General features: G+C 64.5%; 23 protein-coding genes. 11 read left to right on the top strand and 12 right to left on the bottom strand.

Going from position 1 to position 23,200, the window contains the following annotated elements; all coding sequences use genetic code 11:
- Positions 1–85: 85 nt before the first annotated feature.
- Together ACLF6L_RS03315 and mutM are read left to right on the top strand one after the other, a co-directional pair.
- Positions 86–1,075, top strand: a complete 990-nt coding sequence (locus ACLF6L_RS03315) for a hypothetical protein (RefSeq protein WP_412852363.1) — start codon at positions 86–88, stop codon at positions 1,073–1,075.
- Positions 1,068–1,886 carry a bifunctional DNA-formamidopyrimidine glycosylase/DNA-(apurinic or apyrimidinic site) lyase gene (gene mutM / locus ACLF6L_RS03310; RefSeq protein WP_008931014.1) on the top strand — a complete coding sequence of 273 codons (819 nt, stop codon included), beginning with the start codon at positions 1,068–1,070 and terminating at the stop codon, positions 1,884–1,886. The genes ACLF6L_RS03315 and mutM overlap by 8 nt, the downstream gene beginning before the upstream one ends.
- 123 nt (positions 1,887–2,009) lie before the next feature.
- Here mutM and ACLF6L_RS03305 read toward each other — a convergent pair whose 3' ends face one another.
- The 3 genes from ACLF6L_RS03305 to ACLF6L_RS03295 all read right to left on the bottom strand — a co-directional run bounded on the left by ACLF6L_RS03305 (position 2,010) and on the right by ACLF6L_RS03295 (position 4,206).
- Complete coding sequence (locus ACLF6L_RS03305; protein WP_008931013.1) at positions 2,010–2,261, bottom strand: YfhL family 4Fe-4S dicluster ferredoxin; 252 nt, start codon at positions 2,259–2,261, stop codon at positions 2,010–2,012.
- A gap of 68 nt (positions 2,262–2,329) precedes the next feature.
- Positions 2,330–2,812: a pantetheine-phosphate adenylyltransferase gene (gene coaD / locus ACLF6L_RS03300; RefSeq protein WP_238617428.1), complete on the bottom strand. Its 483-nt coding sequence runs from the start codon at positions 2,810–2,812 to the stop codon at positions 2,330–2,332.
- 83 nt (positions 2,813–2,895) lie between these two features.
- Positions 2,896–4,206, bottom strand: coding sequence for an MFS transporter (locus ACLF6L_RS03295; RefSeq protein WP_412852362.1), 1,311 nt, complete (start codon positions 4,204–4,206; stop codon positions 2,896–2,898).
- A gap of 168 nt (positions 4,207–4,374) precedes the next feature.
- Between ACLF6L_RS03295 and ACLF6L_RS03290 the strand changes: the two genes are divergently transcribed.
- The gene (locus ACLF6L_RS03290) at positions 4,375–4,773 is read left to right on the top strand and encodes a DUF6627 family protein (protein ID WP_008931010.1); all 399 of its coding nucleotides are present in this window, start codon (positions 4,375–4,377) and stop codon (positions 4,771–4,773) included.
- Positions 4,774–4,817: 44 nt separating this feature from the next.
- Positions 4,818–5,807, top strand: coding sequence for a PA2778 family cysteine peptidase (locus tag ACLF6L_RS03285; RefSeq protein ID WP_412852361.1), 990 nt, complete (start codon positions 4,818–4,820; stop codon positions 5,805–5,807).
- A 16-nt stretch (positions 5,808–5,823) separates the two neighbouring features.
- Here the strand turns inward: ACLF6L_RS03285 and trhA are convergent, their stop codons facing one another.
- A complete protein-coding gene (gene trhA / locus ACLF6L_RS03280) occupies positions 5,824–6,501 on the bottom strand; it encodes a PAQR family membrane homeostasis protein TrhA (RefSeq protein ID WP_238617425.1) in 678 nt (225 codons plus the stop codon).
- Positions 6,502–6,698: 197 nt separating this feature from the next.
- Between trhA and ACLF6L_RS03275 the strand changes: the two genes are divergently transcribed.
- Positions 6,699–7,631, top strand: a complete 933-nt coding sequence (locus ACLF6L_RS03275; RefSeq protein WP_238617424.1) for a carbohydrate kinase family protein — start codon at positions 6,699–6,701, stop codon at positions 7,629–7,631.
- A gap of 22 nt (positions 7,632–7,653) precedes the next feature.
- Here ACLF6L_RS03275 and mgtE (ACLF6L_RS03270) read toward each other — a convergent pair whose 3' ends face one another.
- From mgtE (ACLF6L_RS03270) to rluD, 4 genes are all read right to left on the bottom strand, one after another.
- On the bottom strand, positions 7,654–9,000 hold the full coding sequence (mgtE, locus tag ACLF6L_RS03270; RefSeq protein WP_412852360.1) for a magnesium transporter: 1,347 nt from the start codon (positions 8,998–9,000) through the stop codon (positions 7,654–7,656).
- On the bottom strand, positions 8,997–10,355 hold the full coding sequence (mgtE, locus tag ACLF6L_RS03265) for a magnesium transporter (RefSeq protein WP_238617422.1): 1,359 nt from the start codon (positions 10,353–10,355) through the stop codon (positions 8,997–8,999). Before mgtE (ACLF6L_RS03265) ends, mgtE (ACLF6L_RS03270) begins: the two co-directional genes overlap by 4 nt.
- A 59-nt stretch (positions 10,356–10,414) precedes the next feature.
- Positions 10,415–10,786 (bottom strand): hypothetical protein, encoded by a 372-nt coding sequence (locus ACLF6L_RS03260; protein ID WP_008931004.1) that lies wholly within the window; start codon positions 10,784–10,786, stop codon positions 10,415–10,417.
- 471 nt (positions 10,787–11,257) lie between these two features.
- Entirely contained in the window at positions 11,258–12,202 is a 945-nt protein-coding gene (gene rluD, locus ACLF6L_RS03255; RefSeq protein ID WP_412852359.1) for a 23S rRNA pseudouridine(1911/1915/1917) synthase RluD, read from the bottom strand.
- 57 nt (positions 12,203–12,259) lie between these two features.
- Here rluD and ACLF6L_RS03250 point away from each other — a divergent pair, with 57 nt between their 5' ends.
- Together ACLF6L_RS03250 and ACLF6L_RS03245 are read left to right on the top strand one after the other, a co-directional pair.
- A complete protein-coding gene (locus ACLF6L_RS03250; RefSeq protein ID WP_412852358.1) occupies positions 12,260–13,024 on the top strand; it encodes an outer membrane protein assembly factor BamD in 765 nt (254 codons plus the stop codon).
- Positions 13,025–13,067: 43 nt separating this feature from the next.
- The gene (locus tag ACLF6L_RS03245; RefSeq protein WP_008931001.1) at positions 13,068–13,589 is read left to right on the top strand and encodes a nitroreductase family protein; all 522 of its coding nucleotides are present in this window, start codon (positions 13,068–13,070) and stop codon (positions 13,587–13,589) included.
- A 69-nt stretch (positions 13,590–13,658) separates the two neighbouring features.
- Here the strand turns inward: ACLF6L_RS03245 and ACLF6L_RS03240 are convergent, their stop codons facing one another.
- The 4 genes from ACLF6L_RS03240 to sucC all read right to left on the bottom strand — a co-directional run bounded on the left by ACLF6L_RS03240 (position 13,659) and on the right by sucC (position 17,867).
- A complete protein-coding gene (locus ACLF6L_RS03240) occupies positions 13,659–13,997 on the bottom strand; it encodes a P-II family nitrogen regulator (protein WP_008931000.1) in 339 nt (112 codons plus the stop codon).
- 48 nt (positions 13,998–14,045) lie between these two features.
- Positions 14,046–15,680, bottom strand: coding sequence for an NAD+ synthase (locus ACLF6L_RS03235; protein ID WP_238617419.1), 1,635 nt, complete (start codon positions 15,678–15,680; stop codon positions 14,046–14,048).
- 84 nt (positions 15,681–15,764) lie between these two features.
- Complete coding sequence (gene sucD, locus ACLF6L_RS03230; protein ID WP_238617418.1) at positions 15,765–16,634, bottom strand: succinate--CoA ligase subunit alpha; 870 nt, start codon at positions 16,632–16,634, stop codon at positions 15,765–15,767.
- 63 nt (positions 16,635–16,697) lie between these two features.
- Entirely contained in the window at positions 16,698–17,867 is a 1,170-nt protein-coding gene (gene sucC, locus ACLF6L_RS03225; protein WP_238617417.1) for an ADP-forming succinate--CoA ligase subunit beta, read from the bottom strand.
- Positions 17,868–18,004: 137 nt separating this feature from the next.
- Here sucC and ACLF6L_RS03220 point away from each other — a divergent pair, with 137 nt between their 5' ends.
- From ACLF6L_RS03220 to pilB, 4 genes are all read left to right on the top strand, one after another.
- Positions 18,005–18,256 (top strand): PP0621 family protein, encoded by a 252-nt coding sequence (locus ACLF6L_RS03220; protein ID WP_238617416.1) that lies wholly within the window; start codon positions 18,005–18,007, stop codon positions 18,254–18,256.
- A gap of 47 nt (positions 18,257–18,303) precedes the next feature.
- Entirely contained in the window at positions 18,304–19,974 is a 1,671-nt protein-coding gene (locus tag ACLF6L_RS03215) for a sensor histidine kinase (protein WP_412852357.1), read from the top strand.
- Positions 19,971–21,335, top strand: coding sequence for a sigma-54-dependent transcriptional regulator (locus ACLF6L_RS03210; protein ID WP_238617414.1), 1,365 nt, complete (start codon positions 19,971–19,973; stop codon positions 21,333–21,335). The genes ACLF6L_RS03215 and ACLF6L_RS03210 overlap by 4 nt, the downstream gene beginning before the upstream one ends.
- Before the next feature lie 149 nt (positions 21,336–21,484).
- Positions 21,485–23,197 (top strand): type IV-A pilus assembly ATPase PilB, encoded by a 1,713-nt coding sequence (gene pilB, locus ACLF6L_RS03205; RefSeq protein ID WP_238617413.1) that lies wholly within the window; start codon positions 21,485–21,487, stop codon positions 23,195–23,197.
- The last annotated feature ends 3 nt before the right edge of the window (positions 23,198–23,200 follow it).

The following is a 23,200-nucleotide window of genomic DNA, read 5'->3' as shown; positions in this document are numbered from 1 at the left end:
CGACACGAGCACCCCGGGTATCCGCGCGGGCCTTTTCATGGAATTCATGATACGACGAAGCCGGATGATCCGATAACATAGCTCCATGGCGCAAAACCCCCTTTCCAGACCCCTGACCATTCGTTTCCAGCACGAAGCGCAAGTTCCGCCGCAGGACCCCTGCCGCCTTGCCCTGATCCGCTTCGGCCGGGAAAACCGCGCGGACCCCGCACGCCCCATGGAACTGACCGTGGCCCTCCCCCCCCTGGTCGAGCCCGTACCACCGGAGCTGTGGCTGGCGGATGAACCGGTTGCCGCCGGTTTCGAGGACGGCGTGGGCTACAGCCGGACCGACAAGGTCCTGTTCGGGTGGATCCTGCTGAACGAAGCGGATTTCAACCACGACATGAACCAGGCCGCCGAGCATGCCTATGACCGCCTGCTGGCCTTTCACCGCGGCCGGGGCTTTCCCCACCTGCTGCGGATCTGGAACTACTTCCCGAACCTGCATCAGGAAGCGGAAGGACTGGATCGCTACCAGGCCTTCTGCCTGGGACGGCACCGCGCCCTGGAACGGGTACCGCTGACGGAAGGGGAGCTGCCCGCGGCCACCGCCATCGGCACCACGGCACCGGGCCTACTGGTCTATTTCCTGGCGGGGCGCGAGCCAGGGGTCCAGATCGAGAACCCTCGCCAGGTGAGCGCCTTCCATTACCCGCGCCGCTACGGGCCCAAAAGCCCCTCCTTCTCCCGCGCCACCCTCAAGCGCTGGCCCGACCGGGCCCATCTTTACATCTCCGGCACCGCCAGCATCGTCGGTCACGAGACCCTGCACACGGATGTCCTCACCCAGCTGGACGAGATCATCGAAAACCTGCGCGCGCTGATCCGCTCGGCCGGCGAGGACATCAGCAACCGGGTCGGCGACCCGGGCGACCTGTCCATGCTCAAGGTCTACGTCCGCCACGCGGAAGATACCGCTGCCGTCAAGGCCCGCCTGGAGGCGACCCTGGGCGATCAGGCGCCGGCCGTCTACCTGCGCGGCGACATTTGCCGGGATGACCTGCTGGTGGAGATCGAAGGCCTGTATGCCTGAACTGCCGGAGGTGGAAACCACCCGGCGCGGGATCGAGCCCCACCTCACCGGTCGCCGGATCACCGGAGTGGTCGTGCGCCAGCCCCGCCTGCGCTGGCCGATACCGGACAGTCTCCCACGGCAGATCCTTGAGCGACGTATCCACGGCGTGGACCGACGCGGCAAGTACCTGCTGCTGGATTGCGGCGACATCACCCTGCTCGTGCACCTGGGCATGTCCGGTAGCCTTCGCATCGTCGAGAATGACAGCCCTCCCCGTCTCCATGACCATGTGGATCTGGCGCTGGACTCGGGCAAGACCCTGCGCCTCCATGACCCCCGTCGTTTCGGCGCGCTGCTCTGCTTCGATCCCCGGGAAGGTCCCCATCCCCTGCTGGCGGAACTGGGGCCGGAACCCCTGGGGGATCAGTTTGACGGCGACTACCTCCACCGGCAAACGCGCCGGCGTCGAACCGCCATCAAGAGCCTGATCATGGACAGCCATGTGGTGGTGGGGGTGGGCAACATCTATGCCTCCGAATCCCTGTTCCTGGCGGGCATCCGTCCCCGTCGGGCCGCGGGGCGGATCACCCGGGCCGAGGCCTTCAGACTGGTGGAGGCGATCCGTGCCGTGCTGACGGCATCCATTGAACAGGGAGGCACCACGCTCAGGGACTTCGTGCACGAGGACGGCAGCCACGGCTATTTCAGCCAGCAGTTGCGGGTCTATGGCCGGGCGGGGCTACCCTGCCTGCGTTGCGGCACGGCAATTCGGCAGGTGGTGGTGGGACAGCGATCGACGTTCTACTGCCCGCACTGTCAGGAGCGCTGAGCACGCCCCGGCGCCCGGGGAAGAAAAGGCAATGACAGGGCAAGGATGATGCGTGGATACGACGCGGATACGACAAGGGGACCCGAGGGGTCCCCTTGTCGTATCAAGGAACTTCCGGCTTGATCAAGCCGCGCCGGTGATGCGCTTGAACTTGGCCATGAGTTCGTCCTGAGTCTCCTGGTTGTCCGGGTCCAGGGGAATGCAGTCCACCGGGCAGACCTCCACGCACTGGGGTGCATCAAAGTGGCCCACGCACTCGGTGCACAGCGCCGGGTCGATCACGTAGATCTCATCGCCCGGGGAAATCGCGCCGTTGGGGCACTCCGGCTCACACACGTCGCAGTTGATGCATTCATCGGTAATCATCAGGGCCATAATGCACTTTCCTCTTCAAACTCAATCACATGTAGTTATATATGGCGTTCAGCGCTTGACCGCACAGTTTAGCGCAAGCGATCAATCAACGCAGCCTTGACGCTATCGGCAACGAAGTGTGAAACATCGCCGCCCAGCATGGCAACTTCCCGCACCAGACTTGAGGATATGAAGGCATATTCCTCCGCCGGCGTCAGGAACACGGTCTCCAGGTCCGGGGACAGGTGACGGTTCATGCTGGCCAGCTGGAATTCGTGCTCGAAATCGGACACGGCACGCAATCCCCGCAGCAGAACCCGCGAATCGTTGGCGGCGGCGAACTCCGCCAGCAGGCCGGAAAAGCCCTTCACTTCCACCTTGTCGCCCATGTCCGCCAGTACGGTGCGCGCCAGCGCCACCCGCTCATCCAGGGTAAAAACCGGCCGTTTGCTGGGATTGGCCGCCACCGCCACCAGCACCCTGTCGAACATCCGGCAGGCACGACGCACGATATCGGCATGGCCGTTGGTAATGGGATCGAAAGTCCCGGGATAAACGACGGTCACAGTCATGGGTTGGGATTCCGGAATATTGGCGCGGGCGTTTCGGGGAGGGAGATGATAACAGGATGTTACGGCAATAGAAGTTTCCGATGTTATCCGCGACGGGACTCCCTCGCCTCGGCCACCCGCCGCCCCCGCGTCTCGTCCAGCCTCAGGGCCGCCAGCAGCGCCAGCCCGAACAACAGGGCGCAGAACAGAATCGACAGATGCAGCCCGAACAGGACCTGCAGAAACCCCAGCCCCAGCAGGCCGACAATGGCCGCCAGCTTGCCGGAGAGCCCCCAGAAACCGAAGAATTCCGCCGCCCGCGACCGGGGCGACAGCACCCCCACCAAGGCACGCCCCGCCGACTGGGTGGAACCCAGGCACAGTCCCGCCACACTCCCCACCACCAGGAAGACATACTGGGCTTCAAAGTCAAGAAAACGCCCCAGCCAGGGCGTGACGAAGATCAGGGTCACGGCGACGACCCAAAGACTCAGGGTAGCCACATAGGTGCGCCGGGCCCCCACCCGGTCCTGCAGAAACCCGAAGGCCAGCGCACCGACCGCCGCCGTGAGCTGGACGGTGATGAACATCCAGACCCGGACCTTTTCATCCCACTGGATCACTTGGGCGCCATAGATGAAGGTAAAGGAAATGATGATGTAGATACCGGCCATGGCGAAGAATACCGACACCATGAGGATGGTGAGATCGCGGTAATGGGCCAGATCCCCGAGCGTCGCCCTCACCCGCCGAAAGCCGATACCCACGTACTGACGCAACCCCGGCAGACGCCTGGCCCGTCCCCGTTCCCGCAGCCACAGGAAGGTGGGAATGGCCGCCACCAGGAAGAACACGGCGGCAAATGGCCCCACCCAGCGGATACGCTCGAAGTTTTCCTCGCTGACCTCACCCAGGGCCACCAGGGCGAAGGCGGTGGCCACCAGTCCGCCCACATAGCCTAGCGCCCAGCCAAACCCCGAGATCCAGCCCAACTCCTCGCGAGGCCCCAGCTCCGGCAGGAAACTGGCGATGAAGGATTCGCCGATGGCATAGGCAAAATTGGATACCACGATCAGCGCCATGCCCAGCCAGATGTAACCGGGCGCGACGAAATACAGCAGGGAGGTGGAGACCACGGTGAGCACATAACTGGCGAACAAAAAGCGCTTGCGAGCGGCGGAAAAGTCCATGATGGCCCCCGCCACCGGCCCGGACAGCACCACCAGCAGATAACTGACCGCCAGGGCGATACTCCACAGCAGGTTGCCGAGCCGGTAGTCCGAATGGGCATCCCCCACGATCACCCGGGTGAACAGGTCCCCGAAGATCACCGTGATGATCAGCAGGGTATAGGCCTGATTGGCGAAGTCGAACATCGCCCAGCCGAAGATTTCCTTGGATGAGGCCCGTTTCATGGGGTGAGGGGACCCTGGCGGACACGAGGCCCGGGAAGCCTGTCATATTAACGCATCAGCGCCTCGACCGCCTCGCCCCGACCTGAAACATTCCCCTGGTTGACCTGGCGGTTGCGGGGGCAGGACAATGAAATCGTGTCCACATTCACATCACCACGAGGCTTCTCCATGACCCGACACCCCCTGATCAGACGCCTGCTGACCCTGCTGTGCATCTTGTCGCTGCTGGCCGCCGTCACCAGCCCCCTTCATGCCGGCATGGTGGGAACCGATCGTCTGATCCAGACGGAACAGGGACTGGTGGACCGGGCGCAACTGCTCTCCAGCCTGGAACGGGCGGATGTACAACAGCAACTGGCGCGCCTGGGAGTCAGCAACGAAGAAGCCGCCGAGCGCATCGCCCGCATGACCGACGAGGAGGTACGCCAGCTCAATGAGCGACTGGAGGAACTGCCGGCCGGGGCCGCCAGCGTCCTGGGCGTGGTGGTGCTCATTTTCATCGTCTTCATCATCACCGATGCCATCGGCGCCACGGACGTGTTCCCCTTCGTCCGCCCGGTGAATTGATTCCCGCCACCGGCCATCCGTGCCGGAGCCACGGGGGGGCTTGGGTGCTCCCCGTGGCCCTGCTGATCATCCTGACCGGCCTGCTGCTCTCGGGTTGTGCCACCCGGTTGCAGGCCCCCGCCCTGCTCGGCAATCCACCCGGCGACCTGCCCCGGCAGGTGGAGCTGGAAGATACCCCGTTTCATCCCCAGGATCTCTATCAGTGCGGTCCCGCCGCCCTGGCCACGGCGCTCAATGTCCAGGGCATCGAGATCACGCCGCAAGCGCTGGTGAGCGAGATCTATCTGCCCGCACGCCAGGGCAGCCTGCAGACTGAGATGCTGGCGGCCACACGGGCCAGGGAGCTGGTGGCATGGCCGCTGCCGCCCCGCATGGATGCCCTGCTACGGGAGCTGGCGGCTGGGCATCCGGTGGTGGTGTTTCAGAATCTGGGACTGAACCTGGCGCCCTACTGGCACTATGCCGTGGTCATCGGTTACGACCTGGACGAGGGCATCGTGATACTGCGCTCGGGCACCATCGAACGCCATGTGAATACCCTGCGCCGCTTCGAGCGCACCTGGCGCCGCGCCGGATACTGGGCCTTTCTGGCTCAGCCACCGGATCGGCTTCCCGCCACCGCCACGCCACTGAGCTGGCTGCGGGCCGCGAATGACCTGGAGCGTACCGGCCGACTGGAAGCCGCCGCCGGGGCCTATCTCACCGCCACCCGGGCCTGGCCCGAACATCCGGTGGGCTGGATCGGCTTGGGCAATGCCCGCTATGCCCAGGGGGATCTGGAGGGCGCGGAACGAGCCCTGAGGGCACTTGTCACCCGCGATCCGACCTCCCACGCGGGCTGGAACAACCTGGCCCACGTGCTGCATGCCCTCGGTTGCGGGCCGGCGGCCCAGGAGGCCGCGGCATGCGCCCTGCGACTGGCACCCGGTGAGCCACTCTACCGGCGGACCCGGGACACGGTGGCATGGCCCCACCCCGCGCCCTCCGGGGAATGCGCCCCGTCACCGGCCACGGACCTTCGCTGCCCACACTGACCGCCCCCCACAAGGCTCAGGCGGCAACCCCGGCCCCGTACCAGAGCACGGCAAAGTAGTGGCAGACCGTCCCGGCCACCACGAACAGATGCCAGATGAAATGCCCGTAGGGCAGACGATGGTCCAGGGCATAGAACACCACACCGCCGGTATAGGCCAGGCCGCCGGCCACCAGCCAGATCAGCCCCGCCGGCGCCATCAACTGATAGAGCGGCACGATGGCGATCAGTACCAGCCAGCCCATGAGCAGGTACAGCCCGGTGGACAGGACGGGGTGAGACAGGCCATTGAGGGACTTGAGAAACACCCCCAGGGCCGCCAACCCCCACACCAGACCGAACAGGGTCCAGCCCCAGGGACCACTAAGCACACCCAGGGTGAAGGGTGTGTAGGTCCCGGCAATCAGCAGATAGATGGCCGAATGGTCCAGGATCTTGAACACCCGCTTGCCCTGCCCCTGGGGCAAGGCGTGATAGAGGGTGGAGGCCAGATACAGCAATGCCATGGTGGCGGAAAAGATGCTGACGCCGACAATAAATCCCGGACTGCCGATGCGCACCGCTTCCATCAGTAGAAACGGCATGCCCACCAACGCCGCCGCCAGGGCCACCCCGTGGCTGATACTGTTGGCGATCTCCTCGCCCAGAGACTGATGGCGGTCACGGCCCGCCACTGCACACGCTGTACTGGTCATGACAACGATACCCCGTGTCTTGATGGTTGCAGAGCTATTCTTTTAGCAGGAAATCGGCAATCTTTCGATCAAACGAATCTCATTTCAGACCATCAGATCCGTGGAGGTTCGCAATCACCGGTCCGGATCACTATCATGTCAGCCCATCCGGACAGGGATTCATCCCCGTTCACCCCCCGTCATCCAGAGGAGTTCCAATGTCTGCCTTGATCTGCGGTTCCTATGCATTTGACACCATCATGGTCTTCCCCGACCGGTTCAAGAACCACATCCTCCCGGACAAGGTGCACATGATCAACGTCTCCTTCCTGGTACCGGACATGCGCCGGGAGTTCGGCGGCTGCGCGGGCAACATTGCCTACAACCTCAAACTGCTGGGGGGTGATCCCCTGCCCATGGCGACGGTGGGCGCGGATTTCGAGCCCTACGCCCAGTGGATGGATGAATGCGACATCTCCCGCCGGCACATCCGCATGATCCCCGAACACTACACCGGCCAGGCCTTCATCACCACCGACCAGGACGACAATCAGATCACCGCCTTTCACCCCGGCGCCATGAATGACGCTCACCTCAACAAGGTCAGCGACGCCGAGGGCGTCACCCTGGGTATCGTCTCTCCCGACGGCCGGGACGGCATGATCCAGCATGCGGAACAGTTTGCCGAAGCCGGCATTCCCTTCATTTTCGATCCGGGCCAGGGCATGCCCATGTTCGACGGGGTGGATCTGCGCCGGTTCGTCAAACAGGCTACCTACGTGACCCTGAACGACTACGAGGCCCAGCTGATGAGTGAGCGCACCGGCTGGAACCCCGAGGAGCTGGCGGCCCAGGTGGAGGCCCTGATCATCACCAAGGGCGGGGAAGGCTCGGTGATCTACACCGGCGGCAAGACCCTGCGCATCCCGGCCGCGCCCATCGCCCGGATCAAGGATCCCACCGGGTGTGGCGATGCCTACCGGGCCGGCCTGCTGTGGGGATTGATGAATGGCCTGGACTGGGAAACCACGGGTCGGGTGGCGGCGGTGATGGGCGCCATCAAGATCGAACACACCGGACCGCAGAACCATCGTCCGAGCCTTGAAGACATCAAGGCCCGGTTCAAGGACGCCTTCGGACGGGAGATGTGACGCCGCCAGGCGGACGCCGACCTCAGCCCAGCTGCAGAATGGCCGTCGCCACGGAAAAATAGACCAGTATCCCCCCCACGTCCGCGATGGACGTGATCAGGGGGGCGCTGGCGGTGGCCGGATCCAGCTTCAGGCGGGTCAGGATCACCGGCAGCAACATCCCGATCATGCTGCCGAAAATCACCACCAGCACCATGGCCACGGCCACCGCCAGCCCCACGTCCGGCCCGCCCAGCCAGATCCCGGCGCCCCAGACGGCAAGTCCCAGGGTCACCCCAAGGGCAACGGACACAAACAGCTCCTTGCCCCATAGCCCGAGCCAGTCACGCAACTGAACATCCCCCGTGGCCAGGGCTCGGACCATCAGGGTGGAGGCCTGGGAGCCCGCGTTGCCGCCGGTGGCGATCACCAGGGGCAGGAAGAAGACCAATGCCACCACGGCCTCGATGGCGGCCTCGAACACCGCGATGGCCGCCCCGCTGAACAGGTTCACGAACACCAGGATCACCAGCCACCCGACCCGCTTGCGGTAGAGCAGACTCATGGCCGCATCCTTGAGGCCGGGAGCGATGGTGCCCACGCTGCCCATGCGCAGGAAGTCCTCGGTGGTCTCCTCCTCCACCACGTCCAGGGCATCGTCCACGGTGATGATTCCCACCAGGACCTCCCGCTCATCCACCACCGGCAACACTTCCAGGTCATAATGACGAATCAGGCGGGCGGCTTCTTCCTGGTCGGCCCGGGTCTGCACCCGGACCACCGCCTCCTTGAGCAGGCTGTCCACCCGGCGGCGGGGAGGTCCGAACAGCAGATCCTTGAGCTTGATCGCCCCCAGCAAGTGACCGTCCGCCTCGGTGACGAAGACCACGTTCACGGTCTCGCCCTGGGAGAAATGATCACGCAGGTAGGCCAGTGCCGCCTCCAGGGTCCAGTCCGGACGCACGGCCACGAAACCGGGCGTCATCAGGCGGCCCGCGCTGTCGGGCGGATAATTCAGCAAGCCCTTGACCACCCGCCGCCGCGGCTTGGGCAACAGGGCCATGAGACGGGCGGACTCCGACTCCGGCAGACGCTCCAGCAGTTCCGCCACGTCGTCGTAGGACGAAGCCGTCAGCAGGCGGGCATTTTCATCATCACTCAGCTCGGCCAGGATGCGGGCCTGTTGTTCCAGGCTCAGATAGGAAAACACATGAGCCATGCGATCCCTGGGCAGCAGCCGGATCAACGGCACCCAGTCCTCGGCGGGCAAGGCCTGGCTCAGTGCCGCCACGTCCTGGTTCTGCAGGGAGGCCAGCATCGTCTTCAGGCTCTCCCAGTCGCGTCGACGCATTTGCTCGAAAAAAGGCGCGTGCTTGAGTGAATCGGTCATTGTCCATGGAGTCCCAGCAAGGTGGCCGCCAGGCCGAAATAGATCATGATGCCCGCCACGTCGGCGATGGACGTCACCAGCGGCGTACTGGCCGTGGCCGGATCCAGGCGCAGGCGGGCCAGAAGCAAGGGCAGGATCATGCCCACCAGACTTCCCACCAGCACCACCAGCATCATCGCCACCGACACCAGCACGGCAATCTCCATGCCGCCCCGCCATAGCCCCAGACCGGACACGGCCAGGGCCATGGTCGCCCCCAGGGCGGTGGCCACTCCCAGTTCCTTGCCCCAGAGACGCAACCAGTCCCGGGGTTGCACCTCGCCCGTGGCCAGGGCACGGACCATCAAGGTGGCGGACTGTGCCCCGGCGTTGCCGCCGCTGTCGATGATCAGGGGCAGGAAGAACACCAACACCACCAGAGCCTCGATGGCCTCCTCGTACCCGGCGATGACGAAACCACCGATGATGTTCACCGCCACCAGGATCAGCAACCAGCCCACCCGTTTGCGATACAAAAGCCAGGGATGGGCCTGGCGCAGGCTCAGGTGCAGGCTCCCCACGGCCCCCATCTTCTGGAAGTCCTCGGTGCTCTCCTCCTGCTCCACGTCCAGCACGTCGTCGACGGTGATGATACCCAGCAGTTCACGGTCCCGGTCCACCACCGGCAGGGCCGGGAGGTCGTAGTGACGCATCATCCGCAGGGCCTCTTCCTGGGGCGCATGGGCGTCGATGGACACCACGCGGCCGGTCATGAGTTCCGATACCGGGACATCCACCCGTGACTTGAGGAAATGCTTGAGGGCCAGCACGCCCAGCAATCCGCCCTCCTCATCGGTGACGTAGACCAGGTTGACCGTCTCGCCGCGACCCGCCTGCACCCGGAGATGATCCAGGGCACGGGCCATGCTCCAGTCAGGACGCACGCTCACCACGGCTGTGGTCATGAGCCGACCGCAACTGTCCTCCGGATACCCCAACAGGGTCAGGGCACGACGAATGGAACGGAACGGCAGCAGGCGCAGCAGTTGCCGGACCTCATCCTTGGGCAGGTCCTCCAGCAGGGCGGTGAGGTCATCCGGCAGCATCTCGGACAACAGATGACGCCCCTCGTCCACGGAGACCTGGCGGATGAGCTGAAGCTGGTGATGGGGGTCCAGGTAGGCAAAGACATCCGCCCGCCGCCCCGGGGGCAGCAAGCGGAACACATCACGACGGACCTCGCCGTCCAGGGTCATCAGGGCCTGGGCGATGTCCTGTATGCGCATCTCGTCCAGCCAGCCACGCACCGCGGACAGATCCCCCTGGGAGAGGTATTCGTTCAGTTCATCCAGATCGTAGATATGAGTCAATTCCATGCCTTGGCCCGGTTGGAACATGCAGTCGGAAAAAACACCGGCGATTCATACAACCGCGGTCAGGCCTGATGGCGACGATGCTGCTCGCACATCAGGGACACGCCGCGACGACGGCCCTCCGGCAGGGACCGGACGATGGTTTCAGTCAGGGGGGCAGGTCCCTGGGCGCACAGGCGCGCCAGAGTGGCATCGGGAAGTCCCAGGGTCAGGCGGCGGATGGAGCGGTCATCCATGGTCTGGAGTACCCGGATCTGGGACTGACCGGCCAGCTTGAGAAAGCTCAGCCGGGCACTGCCGAAATCGCCATGGCGACAGGCACGGGTCACCGCCTCGGCCACGGGGTTGGCATCGGGGGCGCGGCGGGCCGGGGATTCCAGGGTTTTGAGGGCCAGGCTCATCAGCCTGCTCATGTTCTTGATGATCCGGGTCATGATTCTCTCCTTGGCTGCCGCGGCGGCAGACCGATCGGAATACGCTGGGACACGGCCTCGAGGGCCGATGCAGCATGGGGAGAGACCGGGATGACCGGGAAACAGGCAGATCCGGGGCCATCGATACCCGGAGACGGCAGACATTCACCCCGCACGGGGACGCCATGGCGCCCATGACAACACACTTTCGGGATGATGCGATACCGGTTTCCCTGATCCGACCGACGCGATGCGGTCCATCAGGGAGCCCGGGCGCGGTGGATTACCGCTGGAGGGGCTGGCCCCGACGGACGCAGTCACATGCCGGTCCGTGGCCGCTCACGGCCTCACCACGCATGCACCTACAACAACTGTCCATCGACAATTAAGCCTCTGTTGCCTGACAAGTGTTTTCGCGCTCGGCGAAAACGGAACAATGATAACGCCTGGAACACATCAGGGAAACCCCGCTCGTCGGGGTGACGGGTCGGTTCAGCCGGTGCGCAGGGCCTGCAGCAGTGCCTCCATGTCCTCCGGGAGGCCGGCTTCCCAGCGCCGGGAACCAGACCCGTCAGGGTGTTCCAGGGTGAGACGGGTGGCGTGCAGCGCCTGACGCCGAAACCCCCGCAGGATTGCCATGGCCTCATCGGACAGACCGGCCGGGAACCGCGGGCGTCCGCCATAGACCGGATCCCCCACCAGGGGGTGATGCAGATGGGCCATGTGGACCCGGATCTGATGGGTGCGTCCGGTTTCCAGGTTGACCCTGAGCAGGGTATGGTTGGCGAAGCGTTCCTCCACCCGGTAATGGGTGATGGCCTCCCGCCCCCCCGTCACCACCGCCATGCGCTTGCGGTCCACCGGATGGCGGCCGATGGGGGCCTCGACGGTGCCGCCGGACACTAGGGCGCCCTGTACCAGGGCCAGATATTCCCGACCCACGGTGCGGGCCTGGAGCTGGCGCACCAGGTCCGTATGGGATGCCAGGGTGCGGGCCACCACCAGCAACCCGGAGGTCTCCTTGTCCAGGCGATGCACGATGCCGGCACGAGGCAGATGCGCCAGTTCCGGGGCATGATGCAACAGGGCATTGACCAGCGTACCCTGGGGATGCCCCGCGGCGGGATGCACCACCAGCCCGGCGGGCTTGTTGATCACCAACAGGTGATCATCCTCGTGCACCAGATCCAGCGGCAAATCCTCGGCCACATCCCGGCCCGGGTCATCCAGTGACACCCGTATCAGGACCGGCTCTCCCCCGCAGGTCTTCTGACGCAGGTGCGGGCGCTCCCCGGCCACCTCCACCGCACCCTCGTCGATCCACTGCTGGATACGGCTACGGGAATAGTCCGGGAACATCTGGGCCAGCACGGCGTCAAGACGCCTGCCGGCCAGTTCGGGCGGGATTTCCCCCGCGAGTTTGATGGTTCTGGTCATGTGCCGGGGGCCGTCGGTTATACTCAATGCCTCAATTATCTTCCGTCTTAGCGCCCAATGACAGCTCTTCGCCCAGCCTTGACCCTCCTGCTCATCGCCGTCCTGGCCTCCGGCTGCGCCGGCATGCGCCAGGACCCCACCCGGGACTGGTCCGCCAGCCAGCTCTACGAAGAGGCCAAGGCGGCCCTGGACCGGGGGAATTTCGATCAGGCCGTGGAGTACTACGAGATCCTGGAAGCCCGATTCCCCTTCGGCCGTCACGCCCAGCAGGGCCAGTTGGAGATCGCCTACGCCTATTACAAGGCCCAGGAGCCGGAAATGGCGCTGGCGGCCGTGGACCGATTCATCCAGATGAATCCCCGGCATCCTCATGTGGACTATGCCTACTATCTGCGCGGCCTGATCAACTATGAGCGGGATCAGAGCTTCCTCAATCGTTGGATTCCGCAGGATCAGGCACGCCGTGATCCGGTCCCCCAGCGCAACGCCTTCGATGATTTCGGCACCCTGGTGCGCACGTTCCCCGACAGCCGCTACGCCGAAGACTCGCGTCAGCGCATGGTTCATCTGCGAAACCGGCTGGCCGCCCATGAGATGCATGTGGCGGACTTCTACATGCGCCGGGGCGCCTGGCTGGCGGCGGCCCAGCGGGGCCGCTACGTACTGGAACACTATGAAGGCGCCGAAGCGGTGCCCGATGCCCTGGAGGTCATGGTGAAGGCCTATCGGCGGCTGCGGCTCGACGATCTGGCCGGGGACGCACTGCGGGTGCTGGAACTGAATTTTCCGGAGCGGGCCGAACGACTGAGGCAGGGCGCCTGATTCCGGGACGACGATCCATACACGACACAGGGGGAGGTTGAGGATGTGGGATTTCTTTCAGACCGTCAGACACCGGCATTCCATCCGTCGCTACCAGGCCGACATGCCGGTGGAACCGGAGAAGCTGCACGCGATCCTTGAAACCGCGGTGACCGCCCCTTCGGCGGGCGACCTGCAATCCTACCGCATCATCTGCGTGAAGGATGCGACCCTGCGGACCGGGCTGGCGGAGGCAGCCCACGGACAGCAGTTCATCGCCGAAGCTCCTGTTTGCCTGGTCTTCTGCAGCGATGCGGAACGCTCGGCCGAACAGTACGGCGAACGGGGCCGGGACCTGTTCTCCATTCAGGACGCGACCATCGTGGCCGCCTATGCCCAACTGGCGGTGGTGGCGGCGGGAATGGGGTCCACCTGGGTGGGCATGTTCGATGAACAGGCCGTGGCCGACACCTTGTCACTGGAGCAGGGCCTGCGGCCGCTGGCCCTGCTCTGCGTGGGGTACCCGGCGGAACTGCCGGAATCCTCCCATCGGCGGCGCCTGGATGAAGTGGTGACGTACCGCTAGCCGGGTGTCGGGAGAGAGCGGCATAGCCACGAAGCTTGCCGCTCTCTCACTTCAGGCTCCCGCCCGATTTTACAGGGCGTCGCTGTTTTCCTCGCCGGTGCGGATGCGGATGGCCCGCTCCATGTCGGTGACGAAGATCTTGCCGTCCCCGATCTTGCCGGTTCTGGCCGCCTTCAGAATGGCTTCCACGCAAGCATCCACCAGGCTGTCATCCACACCGATCTCCAGCTTCACCTTGGGGATGAAATCGACCACGTACTCGGCTCCCCGGTACAGCTCGGTATGCCCCTTCTGCCGGCCGAAACCTTTGACCTCGGTGGCGGTCAATCCCGTCACGCCGATCTCCATCAGCGCCTCGCGGACGTCCTCCAGTTTGAACGGCTTGATGATGGCTTCAATCTTTTTCATGGTTTGCAATTACCTGCAGAGGTGGGAAGAAGGTGCCACGGGATCGCCCTAGCTGAGCAATCGGCCATAGCCGGAGGTAATGGGATAGCGCCGGTCCTTACCGAAGGCACGACGGGTCACCCGGACTCCGGGCGGGGCCTGGCGGCGCTTGTATTCACTGCGCAGCACCAGGCCCATCACCCGGCGCACGGTGGCCGGCTCGAATCCCGCGGAAACGATATCGGTGAAGGACTGATCCTGTTCCACGAAGCGCTCCAGGATCCCGTCCAGGATCTCGTAGGGGGGCAGACTGTCCTCGTCCCGCTGATCGGGAGCCAGTTCCGCCGAAGGCGGACGTTCGATCACCCGCTCGGGGATGGCCGGCCCCAGGGTGTTACGATACCGGGCCAGGCGATAGACCCAGAGCTTGGAAACATCCTTGAGCGGGGCAAAGCCACCGGCCATGTCCCCGTAGAGGGTGGCATAGCCCACCGCCATCTCGCTCTTGTTACCGGTAGTCAACAGCATGCGACCGGTCTTGTTGGAGATGGCCATCAGGAGGGTACCCCGACAGCGGGCCTGGATGTTCTCCTCGGTGGTGTCCGCGGGCAGACCGGCCAGGACCTCCGCCAGACCGTTCATGAAGGCCTCGACCATGGGCGCGATCGGAATCTCCCGGTAGGACACCCCCAGAGTCCGTGCCTGGGCGGCGGCATCCTCCCGGCTCATGCCGGCGGTATAGTGATAGGGCATCATCACCGCCTCCACCCGTTCCGCCCCCAGGGCATCCACGGCGATGCACAGGGTGAGCGCGGAGTCGATGCCTCCGGACAAGCCCAGCAGGGCGCCGCTGAAACCGTTCTTGTTGACGTAATCCCGCACCCCCAGCACCAGGGCCTGGTACAGGCTCTCCTCGGGGGATGGCGGGGGCGCAAGGATGCCGCCGCTGAAACTGATGTCACGACGATCGAAATGCACTTCCAGGGTATAAATCCCCTCTTTCCAGGCGGGCGCGCTCAGTTTCAATGCACCGTCCCGGTCCACGGCCAGGGAATGACCATCGAAGACCAGTTCATCCTGGCCGCCCACCAGGTTCAGATAGACCACCGGCAGACCGCTCTCATGAACCCGCTCGCGCAGGACCGCCAACCGTTCCTCGTGCTTGGAAAGGTGGAAGGGCGAGGCATTGAGACTGAGCAGCAGCCGGGCACCGGCGGACTGGGCCCGGCGGGCCGGCTCTGAGACCCAGATGTCCTCGCACAGGGCCAGGGCCACCGGCAGGCCCTTGACCTCCACCACGCATGGCCCCTCGCCGGGATGGAAATAGCGCTTTTCGTCGAACACGCTGTAATTGGGCAGGACCTGCTTGTGATAACGGGCCAGCACCTTGCCGTCACGCAGATATGCGGCGCTGTTATGGAGGTATCCCGATTCCCTCAGGGGCAGACCGACCACCACATCGATCCCGGACACCTCCCGGGCAATGCGCTTGAGGGCCTCCTCGGAGCGTTGCAGCAAAGTGCCCCGCATCAGAAGGTCCTCGGGCGGATAACCGGTCAGGGTCAGCTCGGGAAACAGCACCAGATCGGCGCCATGGCAGTCCCTGGCCTCGCGGGCCGCGGCCACCACCCGCTCGGCATTACCTTCCACGTCGCCCACCAGAAGGTTGATTTGCGCCAGGGCGATCTTGAGGATGTCTGTCATGGTCCGAACATTCAAAAACAGGTGACAACAGGAGACCACCACCCCGTCGGGGTGGTGGTCCGTGAACATGGAAACCCTTGGCCGTCAGCCCATCAGGGCCTTGAGCCGCCCCCCCATCTCCGCGGGCGAACGCACCGCAGCGACACCGGCCGCCTCCAGGGCAGCGAATTTCTGATCCGCGGTCCCCTGACCACCGGAGATGATCGCCCCGGCATGCCCCATGCGGCGTCCCGGCGGCGCGGTGACACCGGCGATATAGGCCACCACCGGCTTGGTCACGTGATCGCGGATGAAGGCCGCGGCCTCCTCCTCGGCACTGCCGCCGATCTCGCCCACCATGATGATGCCCTCGGTCTGCGCGTCCTCCTGGAACAGGCGCAGACAGTCGACGAAATTCATCCCATGGATGGGATCGCCCCCGATACCCACACAGGTGCTCTGCCCCAGGCCCGCGTCGGTGGTCTGCTTGACCGCCTCGTAGGTGAGGGTCCCGGAACGGGAGACGATACCCACCTTGCCCGGCTGATGAATATGTCCGGGCATGATGCCGATCTTGCAGGCCCCGGGGGTGATGACACCCGGGCAGTTGGGACCGATGAGCCGGGAACGGCTGCCGGTAAGGGCGGCCTTCACCTTAAGCATGTCCAGCACGGGAATCCCCTCGGTGATACAGACGATGATCTCGATCCCGGCATCCGCGGCCTCCAGGATGGCATCGGCGGCAAAGGCGGCCGGGACATAGATCATGGTGGCATTGGCCCCGGTATCGCGGACCGCGTCATGCACGGTGTCGAACACCGGCAGCCCCAGATGCCGCTGTCCGCCCTTGCCCGGGGTGACTCCGCCCACCATCCGCGTGCCGTAGGCCATGGCCTGTTCGGTGTGGAAAGTACCCTGCTTGCCGGTGAACCCCTGGCAGATGACCCGAGTATGCTTGTCGATGAGAATGCTCATGAAGAATCCGTGTCAGCTTCGTCTGTCTGAATCCGGCATGCCGGCCCGCTCGTCCCCTGCCCGTCAGGCGGCCTTGGCCGCGGCCTTCACCACCTTGAGGGCACCATCGGTCAAACTTTCGGCGGCGATGATGTTGAGATCACTCTGCGCCAGCAGGGCCCGGCCCTGCTCCACGTTGGTGCCTTCCAGGCGTACCACCACGGGCACGCCCACATGGACTTCCTTGACCGCCGCGATGATCCCCTCGGCGATCAGGTCACAGCGGACGATGCCGCCGAAGATGTTCACGAACACGGCCTTGACCGAGTCGTCGGAGAGGATGAGCTTGAAGGCCTCGGTCACCCGGGCCGCGGTGGTGCCGCCGCCCACGTCCAGGAAGTTGGCCGGCTCACCGCCGTGGAGCTTGATCAGGTCCATGGTGGCCATGGCCAGTCCCGCGCCGTTGACCATGCAACCGATATTGCCGTCCAGGCGAACATAATTGAGTTCATGCTCCCTGGCCCTGGCCTCGCGGGCATCTTCCTGGCTGGCGTCCCGCAACGCCGCCAGGGCGGGGTGCCGGTAGAGGGCGTTGTCGTCCAGGTTGATCTTGCCGTCCAGGGCCACCAGGCCGCCCTCTCCGGTGACCACCAGCGGGTTGATCTCGATCAGGCTGGCATCGGCTTCGATGAACAGGGTATAGAGCCGGGTGAGCAGCGCCACGAACTCATTGACCTGCCGGCCTTCCAGGCCCAGGGCAAAGGCGACGCGACGCCCCTGATAAGGCATGATGCCCGCGACCGGATCCACGAACAGGGTCAGCAGCTTCTCCGGGGTGCTGGCGGCCACCTCCTCGATGTCCATGCCGCCCGCCGCCGAGGCCATGATGGCGACACGGCGGGTAGCCCGGTCCACCAGCAGGCCCAGGTAGAGCTCACGCCGGATGTCGGTGAGGGATTCGATCAGCAGGGTGTTCACGGGGAGGCCCGCGGGGCCGGTCTGGTGGGTAACCAGAGTGGTACCCAGCAGGTCCTCGGCCGCGGCCTTGAGTGCATCACGTCCCCGGACCAGCCTGACGCCACCGGCCTTGCCGCGACCACCGGCATGCACCTGGGCCTTGACGACCCAGGCATCGCCTCCCAGGGTATTCATGGCATCATCCAGGTCGTCGAGCCCCTCGATGGAGACACCGGACGGCACCGGAATCCGATAATCGCGAAAGAGGCCCTTGGCCTGGAATTCATGAAGGTTCATAGTTTCACAGTATCAAAGGTATGGATGGAGACGGCGGGTGCCCCGGCGGACATGACGCCTCGGGGCTGACGGACTCACCGCCGACACACGTTCTGTAGTACCTTCTCATACACCACTCAAAATCGAATCACCACGCCATGCAAATCCTGTTCTTGATCGCATCCATCGTTCTGGTCTTCATGGTGGTCCGGCTCATGCTCAAGACACCGGACGTACCCCGCCCCGAGCATCCCGCCAAGCTCCGGCAAAAGACCTCCGGCAAGATGCTGCGCTGTCATTACTGCGGCCTGCACATTCCCGAGGAGGAAAGTCTGTGGGAAGGCGGCAAACCCTTCTGCTCCGAGTCTCACCGGGATCTGGCCCTGTCGCAAGAGTCTACACGAGAATGAGCCGCGTTGTGGTGTGAGACCGGACGTCCACGCAGAATGCGGGCAGCATGTCTTTTCTCCTGTCGGACCGGATGATGCCGGAGCATGGCGTCGTCGGGAGCGCCGCCGGCGATGTCTGGCGTGCGCTGCGACTCTTCAGTCTTTATCGCTTCTTCGTGGCGGGTATGCTCACGGCCCTGGAGGTCTTCGGCACCGGCCCCCAGGCGCTCGGCAGTTCCCATCCCCGCCTGTTTTTGCTGTTCGCCTTCACCTATCTGCTGCTGAGCCTGGGGTTCGGCATTGTCGCACGGTTACGGCGACTTCCGGCATCCTTGCAGATCTACCTGCAGGCGGCCACGGACATCAGCCTCATCACCCTGCTCACCTACACCAGCGGAGGCGTCACCAGCGGCCTGGGCATGCTGGCAATCCCGGCCATTGCCGGCCTGGGACTGCTGGCGCCCGGGCGCCCCGCCCTGTTCTTTGCCGCGCTGGCCTCCATCGCCCTGCTGCTGGCGCAGATCCACGGCTACTGGTTTGAACCCGGCCGCGATTCCGCCCTCACCCAGACCGGCCTGCTGGGGGCCGGCCTGTTCGCCACCGCCCTGCTGGCCCTGGTGCTGGCCCGCAGGGCCATGGAAAGCGAGGATCTGGCCCAGCGCCGCAGCGTGGACCTGGCCAACATGGCCGAACTCAATGCCCACATCATCGACCGCATGCAATCGGGCGTCATCGTGGTCAATGATGACCGGCACGTTTACCTGATCAATGAGTCCGCCTGGCTGCTGCTGGGCAACCCGGTGACCGCCGATACCAGCGACCTGAGCCGCCTGGCGCCGGAACTTTACGGTGCCCTGCAGGAGTGGCTGCGACATCCCACCGGCGCCGGTCACCGGACCCTCCCGGCCAACGGGCACAGCCCCGAACTACGGGTACGATTCACCCGCCTGGGGGTGGACAAGCCCATCGGCACCGTCATCCTGCTGGAAGACACGGCGGAACTGCGCAGACAGATGCAGTCCATCAAGCTCGCATCCCTGGGACGTCTCACCGCCAGCATCGCCCACGAGATCCGCAACCCCCTGGGCGCCATCAGTCATGCCGCCCAGCTGCTCGGGGAATCCGATGAGCTCAATCGGGCGGACCGCCGTCTGGTGGGCATCATCCAGGACCAGAGCCGCCGGATGAACCAGGTCATTCAGAACGTGCTGGACCTGTCCCGGCGTCAGGCTCCCCGGATCGAGGTCCTGGCCCTGCGACCGTGGCTGGAACGCTTCGCCGACGAATTCTGCCGGCACCACAACCTGGAACGCGCGCAACTGGAGCTGTCCATTCGGCCCGAGGACGCCCGGGCCTGCTTTGATGCGGAGCAACTGCATCAGGTGGTCTGGAACCTGTGCACCAATGCCCTACGCTATGGCACCCGGGCCGGACAGCCCGCGCGCATCCTGATCCAGGGCGGCACCCGGGACGTGAGTCGCCACGCCACCCTGGACATCATCGACCAGGGCCGCGGCGTGAACCCGTCGATTGCCCGACGACTCTTCGAGCCCTTCGTCAGCACCGGCAATGAAGGCACCGGACTTGGCCTGTACATCTCCCGCGAGCTGTGCGAAAACAATGGCGGCACGCTCGACTACATCCCGCTACCCACCGGCGGAAGTTGCTTTCGCATTCAGTTTCCGCCCCATGAAACCACCACCCCCGTCATGGAAGGCCGGCGCTCCCGACAGGCATGAGCATCCAGAACGTACTGATCATCGACGATGAGCCGGATATCCGGGAACTCCTGGAGATCACCCTCGGCCGCATGCGGCTCCATACCCGCTCCGCAGGGACCGTCAGGGAGGCAAAACGGCTGCTCGGCAACGAACCCTTTGATCTGTGCCTGACGGACATGCGCCTGCCGGATGGTGACGGCATCGAGCTGGTGGAGCACATCCAGGCCTACTATCCGGAGCTGCCGGTGGCGGTCATCACGGCCTACGGCAGCATGGATTCCGCCGTTCAGGCCCTCAAGTCGGGGGCCTTTGACTTTGTCTCCAAGCCCGTGGACCTGAACATCCTCAGGGATCTGGTGGGCAGCGCCCTGAAACTGGGCAAACCCGGCGACGGTGAAGGCAATGATGCGGCCTCGACCAGACACCAGCCACCCAGGGAGGAGCATCTCCTGGGTGATGCACCGGCCATGCGTCAGCTCAAGGCCACCATCCTCAAGCTGGCCAGAAGCCAGGCACCGGTCTACATCCTGGGCGAATCCGGTAGCGGCAAGGAAAGGGTGGCCCGGGAAATTCACCGCCAGGGTCCCCGGGTGGATCGGCCTTTCGTGCCGGTGAACTGCGGCGCCATCCCCGCCGAACTCATGGAAAGCGAGTTCTTCGGTCACCTCAAGGGCAGCTTCACCGGTGCAGTGGCCGACAAGCAGGGCCTGTTCCAGGCGGCTCAGGGGGGGACCCTCTTTCTCGATGAAGTGGCGGAACTGCCGCTGCACATGCAGGTGAAGCTGTTGCGCGCCATCCAGGAACGGGCCATCAAGCCCATCGGGGCCGCCCACGAGATCGCCCTGGACGTGCGCATTCTCTCTGCCTCCCACAAGGACCTGAGCCGGGAGGTGCAGGCGGGGCGGTTCCGCCAGGATCTGTTCTATCGCCTGAATGTGATCGAATTGCGCGTCCCTCCCCTGCGGGAGCGCCGGGAAGACCTCCCGCATCTGGCGTCACACATCCTCTCCAGGCTGGCCCAGCGCTGGCAGGAACCGCCCAGGCGACTCAGCCCGGATGCCATGCAGGGACTGATGACCTACGACTATCCGGGCAACGTCAGGGAGCTGGAAAACATCCTGGAGCGGGCGGCCACCCTGTGCGACAGCGACATCATTCGGGTGGAGGACCTGCAACTGCCCAGTGCCGTGACGCCGCCTGCCCCGCTTGCCGGGGAACCCCTCAAACCCCTGGAGCAACAGCTGGAACAGCAGGAAAGACAGGTCCTGCTGACCGCCCTGGAACAGGCGGGAGGTCACGGCGCGACCGCCGCCCGGCTGCTGGGGCTGACGGCCAGGCAACTGAGTTACCGGCTCAAGAAGCTCGGACTGCCCCCCTGAAAGCCCATTTTCACGGATGTCCGGGAGGGCGCCACCGAACCAAGCCTTCCAACCCATTCCGGCCCGCAATCTCTGAAAGTCCTTGTTGACTTGATAACGACAGCTACTAACATGCGATAAGAAGGCCCCAGCCCAAACCCAGAGTCCCCATGTCCACACCTGCCGCCTCCATTCCATTGAGCGGGCTTGCCCGGCGCCTGGTTCAAGACGGATTGCTCAGTGAAGCCGACGCCAACAAGGCACTGGATCAGTCCCGCAAGAAACGGGTACCCCTGGTGGCCTACCTGGTGACGGAAAAGATCGTGGAGGCCCGCGGCTTGGCCCAGGCGGCGGCCGAAGAGTTCGGTACCCCCCTGTTCGATCTGGACGCCCTCGACAAGGAATACCTGCCCACCAAACTGGTGGACGAGAAGCTGATCCGCCAGCATCAGGCCCTGCCCATCTTCCGGCGGGGTAATCGGCTGTTCGTGGGCATGTCCGATCCCATGAACATCAGCGCCCTGGATGAAATCAAGTTCAACACCGGCATCCCCACCGAACCGGTGCTGGTGGAACACGACAAGTTGTCCAAGCTGATTGAGGACAGCCTCAACGACGCCTCCTCGATGATGGAAGGCCTCATGGACGAGGACCTGGACAACCTGGAGATGACGGACACCGAAGACCGCGGCCCGGAGGTTTCCGAAAGCGAAGTGGACGACACGCCGGTGGTCCGCTTCGTCAACAAGGTGCTGCTGGATGCCATCAACCGCAAGGCCTCGGACATCCACTTCGAACCCTATGAAAAGGACTTTCGGGTGCGGTTCCGCCTGGACGGGGTACTCGACGAGGTGGCCCACCCACCGGTGAACCTGGCCCCCCGGATCATCGCCCGCATCAAGGTGATGTCCCGCATGGACATCTCCGAACGACGCGTCCCTCAGGACGGGCGCATCAAGATGCAGCTCTCCAAGAACCGGGCCATCGACTTTCGTGTCAACACCTGCCCCACCCTTTACGGAGAAAAGGTGGTGCTGCGAATACTGGACCCCACCAGCGCCTTCCTGGGTATCGACGCCCTGGGCTACGAAGAGCACCAGAAAGCACTCTATCTCAACGCCCTGAGCAAGCCCTACGGCATGATCCTGGTCACCGGCCCTACCGGCTCGGGCAAGACCGTCTCGCTCTATACCGGCCTGGGCATCCTCAACACCCCGGACCGGAACATCTCCACGGCCGAGGATCCCGCCGAAATCAACATGCCGGGCATCAATCAGGTCAACGTGAATCCCAAGGTGGGGCTGACCTTTGCCGCCGCCCTGAGGGCCTTTCTGCGGCAGGACCCCGACATCATCATGGTCGGCGAGATCCGCGACCTGGAAACCGCCGAAATCGCCATCAAGGCGGCTCAGACCGGTCACCTGGTGCTATCCACCCTGCACACCAACGACGCACCCCAAACCCTCACCCGCCTGGCCAACATGGGGGTCCCCTCTTACAACATCGCCTCATCCATCCTGCTCATCATCGCCCAGCGTCTGGCCCGGCGGCTTTGCAACCATTGCAAGGCGCCCGAAGACGTCCCCAAGGAGGTGCTGTTGCAGGAGGGTTTCACCGAAGACGAGGTGAACCAGGGCTTCAAGATCTTCAGGCCGGTGGGATGTGACCAGTGCACCAACGGCTACAAGGGACGGGTGGGCATCTACCAGGTATTGCCCATTTCCGAAGCCATGCAGCGGATCATTCTCGATGGCGGCAACTCGATGCAACTGGCGGAACAGGCCAGGGCGGAAGGCGTCGACGACCTCCGGCGGGCCGGTCTGCTCAAGGTCAAGGCCGGTGTCACCAGCCTTGAAGAAGTCAACCGTGTGACCAAGGACTAAACC

The sequence above is a fragment of the Ectothiorhodospira shaposhnikovii genome (genome assembly GCF_047222355.1).
GTDB lineage: Bacteria > Pseudomonadota > Gammaproteobacteria > Ectothiorhodospirales > Ectothiorhodospiraceae > Ectothiorhodospira.
The sequence above is the reverse complement of the archived record's forward strand: the minus strand, read 5'-3'. Positions and strand labels throughout refer to the sequence as shown.